Below are 19,279 nucleotides of genomic sequence, written 5' to 3' on the forward strand. Positions count from 1 at the left end.
GGCAACAGTGCCTGAGACCGCCCGGGTGGTGAACCTGGTCAGCATCGGGTGCCGGCGCGCACACATACCGCCGGCGCCCGATGTCGATACCGCCGTGTTGCTCACCCGAAGTCCGGCGCGAGCAGTTCGGTGATCCGCCGGGAGGCGCGGCGGGCCTCGGTCGCGGGGTCCGACCCGCTGAGCACTTTGGTCATGTAGCCCTTGATCGGGTTGTCGGCCTCGACCGCCGGCCAGTCCGGGGTGTGGGGGGTCGCCCGTCCCTGCGCGGCTCCCGCCGCCATGGCGGCGACCCCCTCCGACCCGGCGACCGCGCCGGCCAGCGTGGTCTTGTTGGGCACGTAGTTCATCGTGCGGGCCAGTTCGGTGTCCCACTTGGCTCCGGCGAGGGCGCCGACGACGGCGGTCGCGTCGTAGGGCCGGTCGGTGTTCTGCGGTACGACGAGATCGGAGCCGCCGGTGAAGACCGCGCCGGGATGGTCGGCCGTGCGGCCCGGCACCGGGAAATAGCCGATCTTTTCCTTGAGTTCGGGGTTGTCCTGCACGATGGACTGGGCGAGGCCGGGCACCGCGACGATCTGTGCGACCTGACCGTCCGCGAACACCTGGCCCTGGGGCGGGTGTTCCTCGTCGGCGTCCACGGGCCCCTTGCCGAGGGCCTGGAGGCGCCGGTAGAAGTCCATCCCGCGCAGTGCGGCCGGGCTGTCCAGGGTGCCCTTCCAGCCGGCGTCCGTCTGCTGGGCGAGATCACCGCCCTCGTCCCAGACGAACCCGGAGAGCGTGTACCAGTCCTGTCCGGCCAGGTAAATTCCCTGGTTCCCGCCCGAGTTGAGCTTCTCGGTGTCGGCCAGCCACTCGTCGCGGTTCTTCGGAGGGGAGGTGATGCCGGCCTTCTCGAAGAGGTCCTTGCGGTAGATGACGACACGGTTGGCCGCGTACCAGGGGATGCCGTACTGACGCGATTCGTCCCGGCCGGGTTCGGCGAGGCCGGGCAGCCAGTGCTCCTTGCCCCAGTCCCGCATCGACTCCAGGGTGAGGTCGGTGAGCCGGCCGTCTTCGACGTACTGCGGGACCTGGGTGTTGCCGACCTCGATGACGTCGGGAGCGTCCGTGGAGTCGGACTTGAGCGCCTCCTGCACCTTGTCCACGATCCCGGTCCACTGCTGGATACGGATGTCGAGGCGGATGTCCTTGTGGGTGCGCTCGAAGTCAGCGGTGAAGCGGTGCAGGAACTCCTGCGACGCGCTGTTCTGCATCAGCCAGACCGTGATGGTGTGCCGCCCGCCCGATCCGCCCGGCAGGACGCCACAGGCGCTGAGCAGCGCGGCGGACACGCAGATGAGGGCGAGCGGGCGACGACGTCTCACGAGGGGGTTCCTGTTCTGTCTGGCGGACAGGGGAGAAGGCCCGACGTGGGGGAACGAGCACGGGTGCTCGTACGGGTGTACGGGATTTTGGTATGGACCAATGCGCAGGGTCAAGGGCCGCACCCGCAGGACCGGCTCAGGCAGTGACCCTGGCGACGAACGCCGCGAGGTTCGCGACGGTCCGTTGGATCTTCTCCTCCAGGGTGAGCGACTCGGGCAGGCGCGAACCGACGCCCGCATCCTTCCTGCCCCGCACGTACAGCGAGCAGGCGAGATCGCCGCATATGTAGACGCCGACGGAATTTCCCTGCTGTCCGGCCTTGCCCGCCTTCGCGGCGACCATCAGCGAGACGCCTCCGGTGTGGGTGGTCAGGCACATCGAGCACATGCTGCGCCGCGTCTGCCAGGACGTGGGGCCGGACGAGCGCAGGGCGAGCGCCACCGGGCGGCCGTCCAGCTCGACGACAAGGTAGGCCCGGTCGGGCGCCTGGGGGTCCCGCCAGCCGAGGAAGTCCAGGTCGCCCCACGGCCGGTCGGCCAGATCGTGGGGAACGGAGAGGCGCTTGGCCTCGCCCTTGGTGCAGTTCACGAAGGCCGCGCGGATCTCCCGCTCGTTCAGGGGTCTCATGAGCCGTAGGCTAATTTGCCTAAACCCTTTAGGCAAATGCATTATCGTTGTCGCCAGACAGGAGGAAGGCTATGGCTAGAGCAGGGCTGACCCCGGAGCGACTGACCGTGGCGGGGGCGGAGCTGGCCGACGAGGTCGGCTTCGACCAGGTGACCGTCTCGGCACTCGCCCGGCGGTTCGACGTCAAGGTCGCGAGTCTGTACTCGCATCTGAAGAACTCCCAGGAACTCAGGACCAGGATCGCCCTGTTCGCCCTGGAGGAACTCGCCGACCGGGTCGCCGACGCCTTGGCCGGGCGGGCCGGCAAGGACGCCCTGGCCGCCTTCGCGGACGCCTACCGCGACTACGCCCGGGAACACCCCGGCCGGTACGACGCCGCCCGGCTCCGGCTCGATCACGAGACCGCGGCCGCCAGTGCCGGGGTGCGGCACGCCCAGATGACGCGGGCGATCCTGCGCGGCTACGACCTGACGGAGCCGGACCAGACACATGCGGTCCGAATGCTCGGCAGCGTCTTCCACGGCTACGTCAGCCTCGAGCTCGCCGGGGGTTTCGAGCACAGCGCGCCCGACGCACGGGAGTCGTGGGCCTGGATGGTGGACTCCCTCGACGCTCTGCTGCGGACCCGGGCCACGTCCTGACCGGCGGCGGTCCGGGGCACCTCGCACCGCCCCCCTTCAGAACCATCCGGACACATTGATCAACAGGCTGAGGCGATGAGCACCGAACACGACTGGATCACCACACCTGTCACCGTGGACATCCTGCGCGGCTTCCTCGACGTGGAGGCGACCGCGCAGGGTCTGCTGCCGCACCGGCTGCCCGCCCGGGCGCGCCGGCAGATCCCCGACCACCAGCTGGCCATGGCCGAGGCCCAGCCCTCCGGCGTGCGGCTCGCCTTCCGCACCCGGGCCACCGCCGTCGAACTGGACACGCGGCCCACCAAACGGGTGTACCGCGGGTTCCCGGCCCCTGCGGACGGCGTGTACGACCTGCTCGTCGACGGCCGCCTCACGGCCCAGGCGACGGTGGCCGGCGGCAACGTGCACACGATCACCGACATGTTCACCCAGTCCTCCGAGCTGACGGAGGGGCCGGCCGGCACCGCCCGGTTCGCCGGTCTCCCCGCCGGTGACAAGGACGTCGAGATCTGGCTCCCGCACACGGAGATCACCGAACTGATCGCCCTGCGCACCGACGCCCCCGTCGAGCGGGCTCCGGAGAGCGGGCGCAGGGTGTGGCTGCACCACGGCAGTTCCCTCAGCCACGGCTCGAACGCCACGCATCCGACCGGCATCTGGCCCGCCCTGGCAGCCGCCCAGGGTGAAGTGGAGCTGGTCAACCTGGGGTTCGGCGGCGGTGCGCTGCTGGACCCGTTCACCGCGCGTGCGATGCGGGACACCCCCGCGGACCTGATCAGCCTGAAGATCGGCATCAACGTCGTCAACGCCGACGCGATGCGCCTGCGCGCCTTCGTCCCCGCGGTGCACGGCTTCCTCGACACCGTCCGCGAGGGGCATCCGACCACGCCGCTGCTGGTCGTGTCGCCCCTGCTGTGCCCGGTCCAGGAGGACACTCCCGGACCGCTCGCGCCCGACTTCGACGGCAAAACCCTGCGGTTCAAGGCGACCGGCGATCCGGCCGAACGCGCCGCCGGGCGCCTGACGCTCAACGTCATCCGTGCCGAACTCGCCCGGATCGTCGGACAGCGGGCGGCCGACGACCCGAACCTGCACTACCTCGACGGCCGTGACCTGTACGGCGAGCGGGATTACGCGGAGTTCCCGCTGCCCGACGAGGTCCACCCCGATCAGGCGGGGCACCGGCGCATCGCCGAGAACTTCGGGCGGCTCGCATTCGGCGCCGACGGCCCCTTCGCCGTCGAGACCGGCTGACCGGCGACCGGCGACCGGCGACCGGGGTCACGATCACCGACGCCTCGCGCTCCGCTCCCGGATGCGGCACCTTGGAGTGACGACGAGAGGAGCATCCCGATGCCGAACCACACCTACCGGGTCACCGAGATCGTCGGCACCTCGCACGAGGGCATCGACCAGGCCATCCGCAACGGTGTCGCACGCGCCGGCCAGACCCTGCGCAACCTGGACTGGTTCGAGGTGACCCAGGTCAGGGGCCAGATCGAGAACGGGCAGATCGAGCACTACCAGGTGGGCCTGAAGGTGGGCTTCCGCATCGACGACGAGGGCTGAGGGCCGCGGGACCCGTGGCGGGCGGGCTCAGGTCCGCCCCTCCCCCTCCTGGGCCTGCTCCAGCGCGGCCGAGCGGTCGGCCCAGCGGGCCCGCACCACGGTGAACCCGGCCCGTTCGGCGTCGTCGCAGACCAGCTCGTCGTCATCGACCAGGACGCGGACCTCACGCCGTTCCGCGAGGCGGCGCAGGATCTCCAGCTTGGTGTGCCGGGCAGGCCTGCGATCGGCGTTGCGCCGCATGTGCACGCGCCCCTCGGGCAGCCCGTGGGCGGCGAGCCAGTCCAGGGTGTCGCGCCGGCAGCGGTCGGGCCGCCCGGTGAGATAGACGATCTCGCACTCCTCCGCGGTCGCCACGGCCAGCGCGATCCCCTCGGCGAGCGGCGGATCGTGCGGCGCGGCCGCGAAGAACGCGTCCCAGTCCCGGGGCCTGCGCTCCAGGAACCGCTGCCGGTGCGCGGTGTCGGCGAGGGTGTTGTCGATGTCGAACACGGCGATCGGACGCTTGCTGCTGTCGGTCACGCGGCAACCCTAGTCGGGCACCGGCATCGATCCTGGGCGCCGGGTACCAATTGCTCATGGGATCCATTTTCATATAGCGTCCTCGGTGCCGTCAGTCGGCACCGCCACAGCAGCACCGAGGAGGATCCCCATGGCCGTACCCAAGCGGAAGATGTCGCGCAGCAACACCCGCCACCGCCGCGCCCAGTGGAAGGCGAGCACCCCGGCGCTCGTCCCGGTGGCCGTCGACGGTGTCCGGCACCTGGTTCCGCAGCACCTGGTCAGGGCCTACGAGCGCGGTCTGCTGCGCCCCGGGGACTGACCGGCGGCGGGAATCCTGGGGCCGCCGCGGTGTTGAACCCCCTGTGAACGCGCTGATCGCCCGGACCCGGTTCTCCGTCCTCGACCGCTCGCGCACCCGGGAGGGACACGCCCCCGGTGCGGCGCTGCGGGACACCGTGGCACTGGCGCGGGAGGTGGAGGCGCTCGGCTATCACCGGTTCTGGGTCTCGGAGCATCACGGGGTGCCCGGGGTCGCCGGTTCGGCGCCGACCGTGCTGGCCGCGGCCGTCGCCGCCGCGACCCGCACCATCCGGGTCGGCACCGGTGGTGTCATGCTGCCGAACCACCAGCCCCTGGTCGTGGCCGAGCAGTTCGGGGTGCTGGAGTCGCTGTTCCCCGGGCGGATCGACATGGGGCTCGGCCGGTCGGTGGGTTTCACCGACGGGGTCCGCAAGGCGCTGGGGCGCGACAAGGACGACGCCGAGGACTTCGCGGCGCAACTCGGCGAGCTGCTCGGCTGGTTCGAGGGCACCTCGCCGACCGGGGTGCGGGCCCGCCCGGCTCAGGGGCTGCGGGTGCCGCCGTTCGTGCTCGCGATGGGTGAGGGCGCCGACATCGCGGCTCGCGCCGGGCTGCCGATGGTCATCGGCGATCTGCGCAACCGGGAGAAGATGCGACGCGGCATCGACCACTACCGCGACCGCTTCCGCCCCTCCCCGTGGGCGGCCGAGCCCTATGTCGTGATCTCCGGGACCGTCGCCGTCGCCGGTACCCCCGAGGCGGCCCGCCGGCTGCTCGTCCCCGAGGCCTGGTCGATGGCGTACTCCCGCACCCACGGGACCTTCCCGCCGCTGCCCCCGGCCGAGGCGGTCGAGAGCAGGGCGATGACCGTGAAGGAGCGCGGCTTCTACGAGTCCGGGCTCACCGGGCACCTCGCCGGTACCGAGGAGCAGGTCGCGGACGAGCTGGAGTCGGTCCTGAAGGAGACGGCCGCCGACGAGGTCCTGGTCACCACCAGCAGCTACGACCGCCCGGCCCTGCTGGACTCCTACCGGCGGCTGGCCGCGCTGGTGCGGGCCTGATCAGCCGACCTCGGCCGGCTTGTCGGACCTGGTCACGATCTGGCCGTCGGCCGCGTCCACCACCGCCCGGTCGCCCGCCGTGAGCTGGCCGGAGAGCAGCAGGTCGGCGAGGCGGTCGTCGACCTCGCGCTGGATGGTGCGGCGCAGCGGACGGGCGCCGTAGTCGGGTTCGTGACCGAGGTTGGCCAGCAACTCAGCGGCAGCGTCGGTGACTTCGAGGCCGACCTCCTGGGCGTGCAGGCGGCGCCGGGTGTGCTCCAGCAACAGGTCGACGATCTGGCGCAGTTGGGTGCGGTCCAGGCCGCGGAAGACGATGATCTCGTCGATGCGGTTGAGGAACTCCGGCCGGAAGTGCTGCTGAAGGGCCGGCATCACGGCCTCACGGACCTTGGTGTAGTCCTCGGTGCCGGCGGCCAGGATGCGGTCGGCGCCGATGTTCGACGTCATGATGACGACGGTGTTCTTGAAGTCGACGGTGCGGCCCTGGGAGTCGGTGAGCCGGCCGTCGTCAAGCAGCTGGAGCAGGGTGTTGAAGACGTCCGGGTGCGCCTTCTCCACCTCGTCGAGGAGCAGCACGGCGTACGGCTGCCTGCGCACCGCCTCGGTGAGCTGACCGGCCTCCTCGTGGCCGACGTATCCGGGCGGGGCGCCGACCAGCCGGGATACCGTGTGGCGCTCCTGGAACTCGCTCATGTCAAGACGGATCATGCGGGTCTCGTCACCGAAGAGGGCGGCGGCCAGGGCGCGGGCCAGCTCGGTCTTGCCGACGCCGGTCGGGCCCAGGAAGAGGAAGCTGCCGACCGGACGGTTGGGGTCGCTCATGCCGGCCCGGGCACGGCGGACCGCGCGGGCGACGGCGGTGATCGCCTCGTCCTGGCCGACGACCCGCTCGTGCAGATGCTCCTCCAGCTTCATCAGCCGCTCCCGCTCCTCCTCGGTGAGCTGGGCGACCGGGATGCCGGTGGTACGGGAGACGACCTCGGCGATGTCCTCGGCGGTGACCTTGGGCGCGTGCTCCTCGGCCGTGCCCGCCTGCTCCAGTTCGGCCTCGGTCTCCCGGATCCGGTCGCGGACCTCCTTGGCGCGCTCGTACTCCTCGTCGGCGACGGCCTGGTCCTTCTCCCGGTTCAGGGCGGCGATCCGGTCCTCGATGTCCCGGGTGTCGGTGGCCGGGGTCTTCGAGCGCAGCCGGACCCGGGCGGCGGCCTGGTCCATCAGGTCGATCGCCTTGTCCGGCAGGAAGCGGGAGGTGATGTACCGGTCGGAGAACTCGGCCGCCGCGACGACCGCCTCGTCGGTGATGCGGACCTGGTGGTGGGCCTCGTAACGGTCGCGCAGGCCGCGCAGGATCTCGATGGTGTCGTCGACCGTGGGCTCGCCGACCAGGATGGGCGCGAACCGGCGTTCCAGGGCCGCGTCCTTCTCGATGTGCTTGCGGTACTCGTCGATCGTGGTCGCGCCGATCAGGTGCAACTCGCCGCGGGCGAGGGCGGGTTTGAGGATGTTGCCCGCGTCCAGGGACCCGTCGCCGCCCCCGCCGGCGCCGACGACGGTGTGCAACTCGTCCAGGAACAGCACCAGTCCGTCGCTGTGCTCGCGGACCTCTTCGAGGAGTTTCTTCAGCCGCTCCTCGAACTCGCCCCGGTACTTGGTTCCGGCCACCATCCCGGCCAGGTCCAGGGAGACCAGCCGCTTGCCTTCCAGGGTCTTGGGCACGTCCCCGCCGACGATCCGCTGCGCGATGCCCTCGACGATGGCGGTCTTGCCGACGCCGGGGTCACCGATCAGGACGGGGTTGTTCTTGCTGCGCCGGGAGAGCACCTCGATGGTCTGCTCGACCTCGTCGTCCCGCCCGATCACCGGGTCCAGACGCCCGGCCCGGGCGTCCTCGGTGAGATCACGGCCGTACTCGTCGACGGTCGGCGTGGTGCTGGGCTTCTTCCGCTCCGCCGCGCCCTCGACCGGCATCCGGGTCGGTTCCCAGCCGCTCTCGCCGAGCGTCCGCCCGGCCGTCGACTCCGGGTTCGCGGCGAGCGCGCGCAGCAGGTGCTCGGGGCCGATGTAGGAGGCGCCCTCGGCGCGGGAGATCTGGTAGGCGTCGAGCAGGGCGCGCTTGGCGGCCGGGGTGAGGGTGGTGGGCTCCGTCTTCTCACCGCCGCCGTGGCCGGCGGTGAGCCGCTCGCGGAGCTGGTCGGGGTCCGCGCCCGCCTCGGTGAGCAGCCGCCGGGTGGAGTCGTGCGTGGTGGCCGCGGCCAGCAGGTGCCTGGCGTCCAGTTCCTCACTGCCCTCGACGGCGGCGAGATCGCGGGCCTCGGCCACCAGCTCGCGCGCCCGTTCGGACAGCAGGCTGCCGATGTCGACGCGTTGCGGGCGGCGGGCCGGTGTGCCCGGTCCGGATCCGCCGAAGAAGCGGGACATCAGCTCGTCGAAGTCTTCGAAGGGACTGCGTCCGAATCCGAAACCGGGATTGCTCATGGGGCCCGGGCCTTTCTGCGGTCAGCTCTGCGATCGGCGGGATTCCGCGTCTTCCAACCTCGCACAGGCAGGCCGGGCCCGCACGGGGACGCCCGCCGAGATGCGGACCGGGCCGGGGCCGGTGACGCTGGTGGGGAAGCCTCAACCAGCGAGGAGGGCTGCGATGTCCATGCTGGACAAGCTCAAGGGGATGCTCAAGGGCCACGAGGACCAGGCCAAACAGGGCGTCGAACGGGGCGGCGACATGATCGACCAGCGGACCGGGAACAAGTACCAGTCCCAGGTCGACATGGGCCAGAAGAAGGCGGACGACTACATCGAGCAGGAGCGGAACCGGAACAACCCTCCGCATCCCTGACGGACCGCACGGGCTAGGGCCTGTCTGACAATTCCCGTCTGCCTAGCGACGCCATGCACGCACTCTCGCCGCACCGGGCGCAGACCCAAGTACGTCCAGTACGAGGGCCTACGCCCGGCACGCCGAGAGCACGCACCTGACGCCGCGAGGCCGCCCTCCGGGCGACGACGGGAATGGTCAGACAGGCCCTAGACTCGCGGGGTTTGTCCCTGCCCGGCGAGTCGTCCGTACGGAGTCTCCCCCGATGCACAGCTCCCACGATCCGTACGTCCGCGTCCGTGGCGCCCGTGAGCACAACCTCAAGGGCGTCGACGTGGACATCCCGCGGGACGTGCTGGCCGTCTTCACCGGTGTGTCCGGTTCGGGGAAGTCGTCCCTGGCGTTCGGCACGATCTACGCCGAGGCCCAGCGGCGCTACTTCGAGTCGGTCGCACCGTACGCGCGCAGGTTGATCCACCAGGTCGGGGCGCCGAAGGTCGGTGAGATCAGCGGGCTGCCGCCGGCGGTCTCGCTCCAGCAGCGCCGCTCGGCCCCGACCTCGCGCTCCTCGGTCGGCACCCTCACCAATCTCTCCAACTCCCTGCGCATGCTCTTCTCGCGTGCCGGGGACTATCCGCCGGGCGCCGAGCGGCTCGACTCCGACGCGTTCTCCCCGAACACGGCGGCGGGCGCCTGCCCGGAGTGCCACGGTCTGGGCCGGGTCCACCGTACGACGGAGGAGTCGCTGGTCCCCGACCCGTCGCTGTCGATCCGGGACGGCGCGATCGCCGCCTGGCCGGGTGCCTGGCAGGGCAAGAACCTGCGGGACATCCTGGACGCGCTCGGTCACGACGTGGACCGGCCCTGGCGCGACCTGCCGGCCGGGGAACGGGAGTGGATCCTCTTCACGGACGAGCAGCCGGTGGTCACCGTGCACCCGGTCCGGGACGCCGACCGCATCCAACGGCCGTACCAGGGCACGTACATGAGCGCCCACCGGTACGTCATGAAGACCTTCTCGGACTCCAGGAGCCCGGCGCTGCGGGCGAGGGCGGAGGGCTTCCTGACGAGCGCGCCCTGTCCGGTGTGCGGCGGCAGGAGGCTGCGGCCGGAGGCGCTCGCCGTGACCTTCGCGGGCCGTACGATCGCGCAACTGGCCGGGCTTCCCCTGACCGAGCTGGCCGGACTGCTCGGCGGCGGCCCGCCGTCGGAGACCGCGCGGGTGCTCACCGAAGACCTCACCGCCCGCATCGCACCGGTCGTCGAGCTCGGCCTCGGCTACCTGAGTCTGGACCGGTCGACCCCCACGCTCTCGGCGGGTGAGCTGCAACGCCTGCGCCTGGCCACGCAGTTGCGCTCCGGGCTGTTCGGTGTCGTGTACGTCCTGGACGAGCCGTCGGCCGGACTGCACCCGGCGGACACCGAGGCGCTGCTCACGGTGCTGGCGCGGCTGAAGGCGGCCGGGAACTCCGTCTTCGTGGTGGAGCACCACCTGGACGTTGTGCGCGGTGCCGACTGGCTGGTGGACGTGGGTCCGGGCGCCGGTGAGCACGGCGGCCGGGTGCTGCACAGCGGGCCGGTGGCGGAGCTGGCCGGGGTCGCGGAGTCCGCCACCGCCCGCTACCTGTTCGCGGCGGAGCCCGCTCCGGCACGTCGACTCCGCGCCGCCGAGGGGTGGTTGAAGGTCGGGCCGGTCACCCGGCACAACCTGCGCGCGGTCAGCGCCGAGTTCCCGCTCGGTGTCCTCACCGCCGTCACCGGAGTCTCCGGCTCGGGCAAGTCGACACTGATCGGCGAGATCACCGAGGAACTCGACGGGGTCGGCCGGCTGGTCTCCGTCGACCAGAGGCCGATCGGCCGCACCCCGCGCTCCAACCTGGCCACCTACACCGGCCTGTTCGACGTCGTACGGAAGGTGTTCGCGGCCACCGACCGGGCGCGGGAGCGTGGTTACGGCGCGGGGCGGTTCTCCTTCAATGTGGCCGGAGGACGCTGCGAGACCTGTCAGGGCGAGGGTTTCGTCAGCGTGGAGCTGCTCTTCCTGCCCAGCACCTACGCGCCCTGCCCGGAGTGCGGCGGGGCCCGCTACAACCCCGAGACGCTCGCCGTGCCCTACCGGGGCCGGAACATCGCCCAGGTGCTGGACCTGACCGTGGAAAGCGCGGCGGAGTTCTTCGCGGACATCCCGGCCGTGGCACGCAGCCTGCGCACCCTGCTCGACGTGGGGCTCGGCTATCTGCGACTGGGCCAGCCCGCCACCGAGCTGTCCGGTGGCGAGGCCCAACGGATCAAGCTGGCAAGCGAGTTGCAGCGCGGCCGGCGCGGCCACACCCTCTACCTCCTGGACGAGCCGACGACGGGACTGCATCCGGCCGACGTCGAGGTGCTGATGCGCCAGCTGCACGGGCTGGTGGACGCCGGGCACACGGTCGTGGTGGTCGAACACGACATGGCGGTCGTGGCGGGCGCGGACTGGGTGATCGACCTGGGTCCGGGCGGCGGGGACCGGGGCGGCCGGATCGTCGCGGCGGGCCCGCCGGCGGAGGTCGCGCGGGCCGAGGGCAGTGTCACGGGGCCCTATCTGTCCCGGTCCCTGCCCTGATGATCTTCAGGAATGCTTCAGGTTGCCCCTGGAGTTTGGGCGTATGCATGGACACCACCCCCGCACCCCCGAAGCCGAGCGCACCCGCCGCTGGTTCATGAACAAGGCGTTGCTCGCCGGCGGTGCCGCCGCGCTGGCGACCATGACCGGCTGCTCCAACGGCTCGTCCGACACGTCGAGTTCGGCCTCCGGCGCCCCCAGCGGCGGTATGCCCTCCGGCGGCCCCGGCGGCATGGGCCCTGGCCAGTCCGAGGTCAAGTACAAGGACTTCGTGGGCCTGACGACGGACGGCAAGGTCGTCGACGACCTGTACTCCATCCACTCCACCGACGTCTCCACGGACAAGGTCGTCAAGGCCGCGCAGGCCTTCCTCGACGGCCTCAGCACGAAGGAGCGCACCTCGTGCACCTTCGACGTGGCCGACGACGAATGGCTGGCCTGGAGCAATGTCGACGGCTACGAGCGCAAGGGCGTCCGGATGGGCGACATCACGGACACCAAGCGGGAGCTGGGCTATGCGCTGCTCGGCGCGGCGCTGTCCGCGAAAGGGCTCACCCAGACCCGCAACATCATGAAGCTGAACGCGTTCCTGGGCGACTACAGCGGCGGCAACCGGGAGACCCTCACCGAGGGCGCCTACTTCTTCACCTTCATGGGCACCCCGTCCACGAGCAAGCCGTGGGGTTTCCAGTACGAGGGCCACCATGTGGCGATCAACTACTTCGTCCTGGGCGACCAGGTCGTCATGACGCCGACCTTCATGGGCTCCGAGCCGACCTCGGCCACCTACCAGGGCGAGAAGATCACCCTGTTCAAGCCGGAGACCAAGGCCGGTCTGACCCTGGTCCGCTCCCTCACCGCCGCCCAGCGCGCCAAGGTGATCGACGCCGAAGTCAGCAAGTCCGGCACCGACATGAAGGCGGGCGCCGGCGCCGACAACCTCGAGCTCGCCTACCAGGGCCTGCCCGGCTCCGCACTCACCTCGGCCCAGCGGGACAAACTCCTCGACCTGGTCGGCGTCTACGTCGGCTACATGGACGACGGCCACGCCGGGGTGAGGATGAAGGAGGTGAAGGAGCACCTGGACCAGACGTACTTCTACTGGCTCGGCGGGACCAAGGACACCTCGGCCTTCTACTACCGGGTGCACAGCCCGGTCGTCCTCATCGAGTACGACGCCCAGTCGCCGCTGGCCTACGGCACCACGACCGGCGGAGGCAGCCAGCCCTCGGGGCAGCCCACTGGTCAGATGACCGGGCAGCCCACGGGTGGCATGCCCACCGGCCAGCCGGGCGGCGGCGGTGGCATGGGCGGTCCGGGCGGCACGCCGACCCAGCAGCACATCCACACCATCATCCGCACGCCCAACGGCGGCGACTACGGCGTCGACCTGCTCAAGCTCCACTTGGAGACCGACCACTGAGAGCCCTTGCCGGGGCTCACCAGAGCCGCGTGCGTCCAGGCCGGCCCGTGGGTCACCGGCTGGGCGGCGCGGGCGAGGGTGCGACGGTCCGGGTGGCGGCCGGCCGGTATCAGCGGTCGTATGTCCACCTCGGCCACCAGGCCGCGGGTCGACACCACTCGCCACAGGGAGGCCAGCAGCGTGTCCTCGCCGACATAGGCGGGCACGGTGCTGGCCTCGCCTGCTTCCAGCCGGTAGTGCAGCCGCACCGGCTGCACGGGCGCGCCGGCGTCCAGGGCGGCCTGGAACACGGCCCGGCGGAACCGGCCCTGGGCCCGGCCGCACCAGGTGCTGCCCTCCGGGAAGGCGACCACCGCGGCGCCCTCCCGCAGCGCGCCCGAGATCCGGCCGACCGTGTCCGGCAGTGCGCGCAGCCGGTCCCGGTCGATGAACAGCGCTCCGGCGCCGGCCACCAGCGCGCCGGCCACCGGCCACTCGCGGATCTCCTTCTTGGCGAGCATCCGCGCGGGCCGGACGGCGGCCAGCAGCGGGATGTCCATCCAGGAGATGTGGTTGGCGACAAGCAGCACCCCACCGGTGCCCGGGGCGCTGCCGGTGATCCGGACCCGGACCCCGGCGGCCCGGACGACCAGCCGGGAGAACCGGCGCACCCACTCGGTGGGGATCCGCCCGCCGAGCGGGAGCAGCATGATCGCGACCAGCATCAGGGTCACGACCGCGGCGAACCGCAGCACGGCGCGGGGAACCACCATGAGCGACCTCGCGGACTCCACGCACGCGCCGGGGGTGCAGGGCGCGCTGGGCAGCCAGACGCTCATCAGGCCGGGACGAGCGAGAGGAAGTGCCGCAGATAGCGCGCGTTGACCCGGCGCATCGACAGCAGGACGTACATGTCGGCTACCCCGAAGTCGGGGTCGTGCGCGGGCTCGCCGCACACCCAGGCGCCGAGGCGCAGGTAGCCGCGGAGCAGCGCGGGCAGTTCGGCACGGCCCTCCGGGGCCGGCCCCTCGGGCACCCACGGACGCAGCGGGCGTACCCGCAGTTCCTCCGGGGCGAGGTGCTTGGCCTGCACCCGCTCCCAGGTGGCGGCCGCGAGGGCACCGCCGTCGGCGAGCGGGACGGAGCAGCAGCCGGCCAGCCACTCGTGGCCGCGGTCCACCATGTACCGGGCTATGCCGGCCCAGATGAGGCCGATGACGGCGCCGTCGCGGTGGGCGGGGTGCACGCAGGAGCGGCCGACCTCGACCAGCCCGGGGCGGATGTCGGCGAGTGGGCTGAGGTCGAACTCGCCCTCGGAGTAGAGGCGGCCGGCGACGGCGGCGCGCTCGGGCGGCAGCAGTCGGTAGGTGCCGACGACTTCGCCGGTGAGGGCTTCCCGGATCAGGAGGTGGTCGCAGAACGCGTCGAAGGCGTCCACGTCCAGACCCGGTTCCGGCCCGTCGAGCCGGGCGCCCATCTCTCCGGCGAACACCTGGTAGCGCAGTCGCTGCGCGGCCCGGACGTCGTCCTCGTCACGGGCGAGCTGCACCAGATAGCCGGAGTCCCCGGGCGGGGCGGCGAGAGCAGGGGGTGAGGCGGGCATGGCGGTCATGGAGGTCTCCTGCGCCGAGCGGTAGCTGAGGAAATCTGCACCTGCTTTCTTCCTTGGCAGGCTGGACTCGGCGTGACGCGCGCGGGACCCGTGGATGTGCGGCTGCTGAATGCCGGGATTCGGTGGGTGGCTCACCCCCGCGCGTGTCCTTTTGGACGCGCTGAAGCAACGCTACCGTGACCCGGCCGCGCCATTGCACGCCCCTGGCGCGACGGTCGGTAACGGCGAAACGGGGCCGGGGAGCACCAGCCCCGGCCCCGCCCGTCCGCTCTTGTCGGCGAACGTTCATTTACGCGCCTCCTACGGCGCTACCGCTTTCCCGCCTTACGGGTGGCCCGCAGCCACTCCTTGTTCATGCTCGTGATGGACACCAGCGGGATCCCCTTCGGGCAGGCTGTCGCGCACTCCCCGGTCAGCGTGCAGCCGCCGAAGCCCTCGTCGTCCATCTGGGCCACCATGTCCAGCACCCGCGTCTCCCGCTCGGGCGCCCCCTGGGGCAGTACGTTCAGATGGTTGATCTTGGCGGAGGTGAACAGCATCGCCGCCCCGTTGGGGCAGGCCGCCACGCACGCCCCGCACCCGATGCACTCCGCGTGCTCGAACGCGAAGTCGGCGTCGGCCTTCGGCACCGCCGTGGCGTGCGCCTCCGGCGCGGCGCCGGTCGGCGCGGTGATGTACCCGCCGGCCTGGATGATCCGGTCGAACGCGGACCGGTCGACCACCAGGTCCTTGATCACCGGGAAGGCGGACGCCCGCCACGGCTCGATGTCGATCGTGTCGCCGTCCTTGAAGGACCGCATGTGCAGCTGGCAGGTGGTGGTCCGCTCCGGACCGTGCGCGTCCCCGTTGATCACCAGGGAGCACGCGCCGCAGATCCCCTCACGGCAGTCGTGGTCGAAGGCGACCGGGTCCTCACCGTTGAGGATGAGCTCCTCGTTGAGGGTGTCGAGCATCTCCAGGAAGGACATGTCGGAGGAGATGCCGTCCACCTCGTACGTGGACATCGCGCCGTCGGCGTCGGCGTTCTGCTGCCGCCAGACGCGCAGGGTGAGCTTCATGCGTAGCTCCGCTGGGTGGGGTGGACGTACTCGAAGACCAGGTCTTCCTTGTGCAGCACCGGGGCGTCCCCGGTGCCGGTGAACTCCCAGGCGGCCGCGTAGGCGAACTCGTCGTCCTTGCGGGCGGCCTCGCCGTCCGGCGTCTGGGACTCCTCCCGGAAGTGGCCGCCGCAGGACTCGGCGCGGTGCAGCGCGTCGAGGCACATCAGCTCGGCCAGTTCCAGGTAGTCGACGATGCGGTTGGCCTTCTCCAGGGACTGGTTGAACTCCTCGCCGGTCCCCGGCACCTTGATGCGCCGCCAGAACTCCTCGCGGATCTGCGGGATGCGCTCAAGTGCCTTGCGCAGTCCCGCGTCCGTCCGGGCCATGCCGCAGAACTCCCACATCACTTCGCCGAGTTCCCGGTGGAAGGAGTCGGGGGTGCGGTCGCCGTCGACGGAGAGCAGCAGGTTCAGCCGGTCCTCCGTCTCGGCCAGCACCTCCTGCACGACGGGGTGTTCGTCCGTCACCGCCTCCTGGTGGGGGTTGCGGGCGAGGTAGTCGTTGATGGTGGCCGGGAGGACGAAGTAGCCGTCGGCCAGGCCCTGCATCAGCGCACTCGCGCCGAGCCGGTTCGCGCCGTGGTCGGAGAAGTTGGCCTCGCCGACCGCGAACAGTCCGGGGACGGTGGTCTGGAGGTCGTAGTCGACCCACAGCCCGCCCATCGTGTAGTGCACGGCGGGATAGATCCGCATCGGCACCTGGTACGGATCCTCGTCGGTGATCCGCTGGTACATGTCGAAGAGGTTGCCGTACTTGGCCTCGACGGCCTTGCGCCCCAACCGCGCGATGGCGTCGGCGAAGTCCAGATAGACGCCCTGCCCGCCGGGTCCGACGCCCCGCCCCTCGTCGCAGACGTTCTTCGCGGCGCGGGAGGCGATGTCACGGGGGACGAGGTTGCCGAAGGACGGGTAGATGCGCTCCAGGTAGTAGTCGCGCTCGTCCTCGGGGATCTGGTTGGCGGGCCGGGTGTCGCCCTTGGCCTTGGGCACCCAGATCCGGCCGTCGTTGCGCAGCGACTCGCTCATCAGGGTGAGCTTGGACTGGTGGTCGCCGGTGCGCGGGATGCAGGTGGGGTGGATCTGGGTGAAGCACGGGTTGGCGAAGTAGGCGCCGCGCCGGTGTGCCCGCCAGACGGCGGTGGCGTTGGAGTTCATGGCGTTCGTCGACAGGTAGAAGACGTTGCCGTAGCCACCGCTCGCCAGGACGACGGCGTCCGCGAAGTAGGTGTCGATCTTCCCGGTGATCAGGTCCCGGGCCACGATCCCGCGCGCCCGCCCGTCGACCACGATCACGTCGAGCATCTCGGTACGCGGATGCATCTCCACGTTCCCGGCGGCGATCTGCCGGCTCAGCGCCTGGTAGGCGCCGAGCAGCAGCTGCTGCCCCGTCTGCCCACGGGCGTAGAAGGTGCGGGACACCTGGACACCGCCGAAGGACCGGGTGTCGAGCAGACCGCCGTACTCGCGGGCGAACGGCACGCCCTGCGCCACGCACTGGTCGATGATCTCCACGGAGATCTGCGCGAGCCGGTGGACGTTGGACTCCCGGGCCCGGAAGTCGCCGCCCTTGACGGTGTCGTAGAACAGGCGGTGGACGGAGTCGCCGTCGTTGCGGTAGTTCTTCGCCGCGTTGATCCCGCCCTGCGCGGCGATGGAGTGCGCGCGGCGCGGGGAGTCCTGGTAGCAGAACTGGACGACGTGGTAGCCCTGTTCGGCGAGGGTGGCCCCCGCGGAGCCGCCGGCCAGACCGGTGCCGACGACGATCACGGTGTGCTTGCGCCGGTTGGCGGGGTTGACCAGCTTGGCCTCGAAGCGGCGGGTGTCCCAGCGCTCGTTGACCGGTCCGGAGGGGGCCTTGGCGTCGGCGAGCGCTTCGCCGGTCGTGTAGTTCACGTAGTCGGTCATGTTCAGCTCACCACTCCGGTCATGACACCCACGGGTACGGCGATGAAGCCGGCCGTGAGCAGCAGCGCGAGGACGTTGGCCGTGGCCTTGAGGACGCGGTCGCGGGTGCGGCTGCCGACGCCGAGGGTCTGGGCGGCGCTCCAGAAGCCGTGCCGGACGTGCAGGCCGAGCGCGAGCATCGCGACGATGTAGATGACGTCGCCGTACCAGGTGGAGAAGGTGTCCACGACGTTCTGGTACGGGTGGCCTTCCTGGAAGCCGCCGGAGTGCACGGTGCCGGTGGTCAGGTCGAGGATGTGCCAGACGATGAACAGGGCGAGGATGATCCCGCCCCAGCGCATGGTGCGGGTCGCGTAGCTGGCCCGGGGCCGGCTGTGCACGTACTTCGTCGGGCGCGCCCTGATGTCACGGCGGCTGAGCTGGTACGCGGACGTGGCGTGCGCGACCACGGCGACGACCAGGACGATCCGGATGAGCCAGAGCGTCCACTCGTAGTGCATGAAGGGTTCGCCGACGGTGCGCAGCCAGTGGGCGTAGTGGTTGAACTCGCCCGCCCCGAAGTAGATCTTCAGGTTGCCGATCATGTGCACGACCAGGTAGAGCAGCATGATCAGGCCGCTGACGGCCATCACGGTCTTCTTGCCGACGGAGCTGTCCCACATCGTGCGTGCCATGGACGGCCGTCGGTCCGTCCGCGTTGCCAGAGCCATGCTCAGGACGGTAGGGCCCGGACACCCGATCGGTCCAAGACATGGTCCGGCTCGATTCCATAGCCAGAAGCTATCGTGTCATCATGCAGTTCCAGCAGCTTCAGTACTTTGTCGCCGTCGCCGAGACCCGGCACTTCACCCGGGCCGCCGAGCTGGTCCATGTCGCCCAGCCGTCGCTGTCCCAGCAGATCAGGGCGCTGGAGCGGGAGCTGGGGGCGGATCTCTTCCTGCGGGCCCGGGGCAACATCACCCTCACCGACGCGGGCGAGGCACTGCTGCCGCTGGCCCGGCGGATCCTCGCGGACGCGGACACCGCCCGGCACGAGGTGCAGGAGCTGGTGCAGCTGCGGAGCGGGCGGGTGCGGCTGGGGGCGACGCCGAGCCTGTGCACCGGGTTGCTGCCGGACGTGCTGAGGTCCTTCCACGACCGGTATCCCGGGATCCAGCTGCTGATCGAGGAGAGCGGCTCCCATGACCTGGTACGGGAGCTGGCACGCGGGGCGCTGGATCTGGCGCTGATCGTGCTGCCGCTGCCGCCGGCGTCACCCGCGCTGACCACGGTGGAGCTGCTGCGGGAGGACCTGGTGGTGGTGTCCTCACCCGAGGCGACGGCGCCCGGGCGGGGAAGGGGCGGGGTGAAGATCTCCGACCTGGAGGGGGAGCGGCTGGTGATGTTCCGGCACGGGTACGACCTGCGGGAGCTGACCGTCGCGGCGTGTCGCTCCGCCGGGTTCGAGCCGGGTTTCGCTGTCGAGGGGGGTGAGATGGACGCGGTGCTGGGGTTCGTGCGGGCGGGGTTGGGGGTGGCGGTGGTGCCTCGGATGGTCGCTGCCCGGTCGGGACGGGGGTTGCGGGTCACTCCGTTGGCCAAGCCGGGGTTGCATCGGACCATCGCGTTGGCTCATCGGAGTGATGTTGCCCCGCCTCGGGCGGCACGGGAGCTTCAGAGGATGTTGTTGGAAAGGTGACGGCGCGTGGTCGGGTGCGGGTGCGTCGGGGCTGGTCGCGCCCACGCGGCGGAGCCGCAAATCGAAAAAGCCCCGCGCCCCGGACGGGGCGCTCTGGGCGGGCGC

General features: G+C 71.0%; 18 protein-coding genes. 9 read left to right on the plus strand and 9 right to left on the minus strand.

Annotation, left to right across the window (positions count from 1 at the left end; translation table 11 throughout):
- Positions 1-101: 101 nt before the first annotated feature.
- Both ACZ5K7_RS39580 and ACZ5K7_RS39585 read right to left on the minus strand, forming a co-directional pair.
- A complete protein-coding gene (locus ACZ5K7_RS39580; protein WP_468921781.1) occupies positions 102-1,364 on the minus strand; it encodes an extracellular solute-binding protein in 1,263 nt (420 codons plus the stop codon).
- 136 nt (positions 1,365-1,500) lie between these two features.
- Entirely contained in the window at positions 1,501-1,992 is a 492-nt protein-coding gene (locus ACZ5K7_RS39585) for an FBP domain-containing protein (protein WP_351703761.1), read from the minus strand.
- A gap of 71 nt (positions 1,993-2,063) precedes the next feature.
- Between ACZ5K7_RS39585 and ACZ5K7_RS39590 the strand changes: the two genes are divergently transcribed.
- The 3 genes from ACZ5K7_RS39590 to ACZ5K7_RS39600 all read left to right on the plus strand — a co-directional run bounded on the left by ACZ5K7_RS39590 (position 2,064) and on the right by ACZ5K7_RS39600 (position 4,202).
- Entirely contained in the window at positions 2,064-2,633 is a 570-nt protein-coding gene (locus ACZ5K7_RS39590) for a TetR/AcrR family transcriptional regulator (protein ID WP_351703758.1), read from the plus strand.
- 75 nt (positions 2,634-2,708) lie between these two features.
- The gene (locus ACZ5K7_RS39595; RefSeq protein ID WP_468921785.1) at positions 2,709-3,887 is read left to right on the plus strand and encodes a GDSL-type esterase/lipase family protein; all 1,179 of its coding nucleotides are present in this window, start codon (positions 2,709-2,711) and stop codon (positions 3,885-3,887) included.
- A gap of 99 nt (positions 3,888-3,986) precedes the next feature.
- Positions 3,987-4,202 carry a dodecin gene (locus ACZ5K7_RS39600; protein WP_351703752.1) on the plus strand — a complete coding sequence of 72 codons (216 nt, stop codon included), beginning with the start codon at positions 3,987-3,989 and terminating at the stop codon, positions 4,200-4,202.
- 27 nt (positions 4,203-4,229) lie between these two features.
- Here ACZ5K7_RS39600 and ACZ5K7_RS39605 read toward each other — a convergent pair whose 3' ends face one another.
- Positions 4,230-4,721 carry a phosphatase domain-containing protein gene (locus ACZ5K7_RS39605; protein ID WP_351703749.1) on the minus strand — a complete coding sequence of 164 codons (492 nt, stop codon included), beginning with the start codon at positions 4,719-4,721 and terminating at the stop codon, positions 4,230-4,232.
- A 130-nt stretch (positions 4,722-4,851) separates the two neighbouring features.
- Between ACZ5K7_RS39605 and rpmF the strand changes: the two genes are divergently transcribed.
- Together rpmF and ACZ5K7_RS39615 are read left to right on the plus strand one after the other, a co-directional pair.
- Entirely contained in the window at positions 4,852-5,022 is a 171-nt protein-coding gene (gene rpmF / locus ACZ5K7_RS39610; RefSeq protein WP_468921790.1) for a 50S ribosomal protein L32, read from the plus strand.
- A gap of 43 nt (positions 5,023-5,065) precedes the next feature.
- Positions 5,066-6,064: an LLM class flavin-dependent oxidoreductase gene (locus ACZ5K7_RS39615; RefSeq protein WP_468921792.1), complete on the plus strand. Its 999-nt coding sequence runs from the start codon at positions 5,066-5,068 to the stop codon at positions 6,062-6,064.
- Here the strand turns inward: ACZ5K7_RS39615 and ACZ5K7_RS39620 are convergent, their stop codons facing one another.
- Entirely contained in the window at positions 6,065-8,539 is a 2,475-nt protein-coding gene (locus ACZ5K7_RS39620) for an ATP-dependent Clp protease ATP-binding subunit (protein WP_468921794.1), read from the minus strand.
- 163 nt (positions 8,540-8,702) lie between these two features.
- Here ACZ5K7_RS39620 and ACZ5K7_RS39625 point away from each other — a divergent pair, with 163 nt between their 5' ends.
- The 3 genes from ACZ5K7_RS39625 to ACZ5K7_RS39635 all read left to right on the plus strand — a co-directional run bounded on the left by ACZ5K7_RS39625 (position 8,703) and on the right by ACZ5K7_RS39635 (position 12,901).
- Positions 8,703-8,897 carry an antitoxin gene (locus ACZ5K7_RS39625; protein WP_351703737.1) on the plus strand — a complete coding sequence of 65 codons (195 nt, stop codon included), beginning with the start codon at positions 8,703-8,705 and terminating at the stop codon, positions 8,895-8,897.
- 244 nt (positions 8,898-9,141) lie between these two features.
- Positions 9,142-11,478 (plus strand): ATP-binding cassette domain-containing protein, encoded by a 2,337-nt coding sequence (locus tag ACZ5K7_RS39630; RefSeq protein ID WP_468921797.1) that lies wholly within the window; start codon positions 9,142-9,144, stop codon positions 11,476-11,478.
- Positions 11,479-11,521: 43 nt separating this feature from the next.
- Entirely contained in the window at positions 11,522-12,901 is a 1,380-nt protein-coding gene (locus ACZ5K7_RS39635) for a DUF3500 domain-containing protein (RefSeq protein ID WP_468921799.1), read from the plus strand.
- Here ACZ5K7_RS39635 and ACZ5K7_RS39640 read toward each other — a convergent pair.
- The 5 genes from ACZ5K7_RS39640 to ACZ5K7_RS39660 form a co-directional block, all read right to left on the minus strand.
- Entirely contained in the window at positions 12,856-13,719 is an 864-nt protein-coding gene (locus tag ACZ5K7_RS39640) for a lysophospholipid acyltransferase family protein (RefSeq protein WP_468921802.1), read from the minus strand. The two genes, ACZ5K7_RS39635 and ACZ5K7_RS39640, sit on opposite strands and share 46 nt — an antisense overlap.
- Positions 13,719-14,492, minus strand: coding sequence for a GNAT family N-acetyltransferase (locus tag ACZ5K7_RS39645; RefSeq protein ID WP_468921805.1), 774 nt, complete (start codon positions 14,490-14,492; stop codon positions 13,719-13,721). Before ACZ5K7_RS39645 ends, ACZ5K7_RS39640 begins: the two co-directional genes overlap by 1 nt.
- Before the next feature lie 308 nt (positions 14,493-14,800).
- Positions 14,801-15,550: a succinate dehydrogenase/fumarate reductase iron-sulfur subunit gene (locus ACZ5K7_RS39650; protein WP_351703725.1), complete on the minus strand. Its 750-nt coding sequence runs from the start codon at positions 15,548-15,550 to the stop codon at positions 14,801-14,803.
- A complete protein-coding gene (locus ACZ5K7_RS39655; RefSeq protein WP_351703722.1) occupies positions 15,547-17,496 on the minus strand; it encodes a fumarate reductase/succinate dehydrogenase flavoprotein subunit in 1,950 nt (649 codons plus the stop codon). The genes ACZ5K7_RS39650 and ACZ5K7_RS39655 overlap by 4 nt, the downstream gene beginning before the upstream one ends.
- 2 nt (positions 17,497-17,498) lie before the next feature.
- Complete coding sequence (locus tag ACZ5K7_RS39660) at positions 17,499-18,170, minus strand: succinate dehydrogenase (protein ID WP_468921877.1); 672 nt, start codon at positions 18,168-18,170, stop codon at positions 17,499-17,501.
- Positions 18,171-18,289: 119 nt separating this feature from the next.
- On the opposite strand from ACZ5K7_RS39660, the gene ACZ5K7_RS39665 reads away from it, so the two are divergent.
- On the plus strand, positions 18,290-19,174 hold the full coding sequence (locus tag ACZ5K7_RS39665) for a LysR family transcriptional regulator (protein WP_450972645.1): 885 nt from the start codon (positions 18,290-18,292) through the stop codon (positions 19,172-19,174).
- Positions 19,175-19,279 lie beyond the last annotated feature (105 nt).

The organism is Streptomyces sp. NPDC031497, assembly GCF_055580905.1.

Excerpts from the sequence above, each read along its gene's own strand:
- ACZ5K7_RS39625 (WP_351703737.1), top strand. The coding sequence starts at position 8,703 with ATGTCCATGCTGGACAAGCTCAAGGGGATGCTCAAGGGCCACGAGGAC.
- ACZ5K7_RS39665 (WP_450972645.1), top strand. The coding sequence starts at position 18,290 with ATGCAGTTCCAGCAGCTTCAGTACTTTGTCGCCGTCGCCGAGACCCGG.
- ACZ5K7_RS39595 (WP_468921785.1), top strand. The coding sequence starts at position 2,709 with ATGAGCACCGAACACGACTGGATCACCACACCTGTCACCGTGGACATC.
- ACZ5K7_RS39620 (WP_468921794.1), bottom strand. The coding sequence starts at position 8,539 with ATGAGCAATCCCGGTTTCGGATTCGGACGCAGTCCCTTCGAAGACTTC.
- ACZ5K7_RS39660 (WP_468921877.1), bottom strand. The coding sequence starts at position 18,170 with ATGGCACGCACGATGTGGGACAGCTCCGTCGGCAAGAAGACCGTGATG.
- ACZ5K7_RS39650 (WP_351703725.1), bottom strand. The coding sequence starts at position 15,550 with ATGAAGCTCACCCTGCGCGTCTGGCGGCAGCAGAACGCCGACGCCGAC.
- ACZ5K7_RS39590 (WP_351703758.1), top strand. The coding sequence starts at position 2,064 with ATGGCTAGAGCAGGGCTGACCCCGGAGCGACTGACCGTGGCGGGGGCG.
- ACZ5K7_RS39630 (WP_468921797.1), top strand. The coding sequence starts at position 9,142 with ATGCACAGCTCCCACGATCCGTACGTCCGCGTCCGTGGCGCCCGTGAG.
- rpmF (WP_468921790.1), top strand. The coding sequence starts at position 4,852 with ATGGCCGTACCCAAGCGGAAGATGTCGCGCAGCAACACCCGCCACCGC.
- ACZ5K7_RS39585 (WP_351703761.1), bottom strand. The coding sequence starts at position 1,992 with ATGAGACCCCTGAACGAGCGGGAGATCCGCGCGGCCTTCGTGAACTGC.
- ACZ5K7_RS39645 (WP_468921805.1), bottom strand. The coding sequence starts at position 14,492 with ATGACCGCCATGCCCGCCTCACCCCCTGCTCTCGCCGCCCCGCCCGGG.
- ACZ5K7_RS39655 (WP_351703722.1), bottom strand. The coding sequence starts at position 17,496 with ATGACCGACTACGTGAACTACACGACCGGCGAAGCGCTCGCCGACGCC.
- ACZ5K7_RS39640 (WP_468921802.1), bottom strand. The coding sequence starts at position 13,719 with ATGAGCGTCTGGCTGCCCAGCGCGCCCTGCACCCCCGGCGCGTGCGTG.
- ACZ5K7_RS39600 (WP_351703752.1), top strand. The coding sequence starts at position 3,987 with ATGCCGAACCACACCTACCGGGTCACCGAGATCGTCGGCACCTCGCAC.
- ACZ5K7_RS39635 (WP_468921799.1), top strand. The coding sequence starts at position 11,522 with ATGCATGGACACCACCCCCGCACCCCCGAAGCCGAGCGCACCCGCCGC.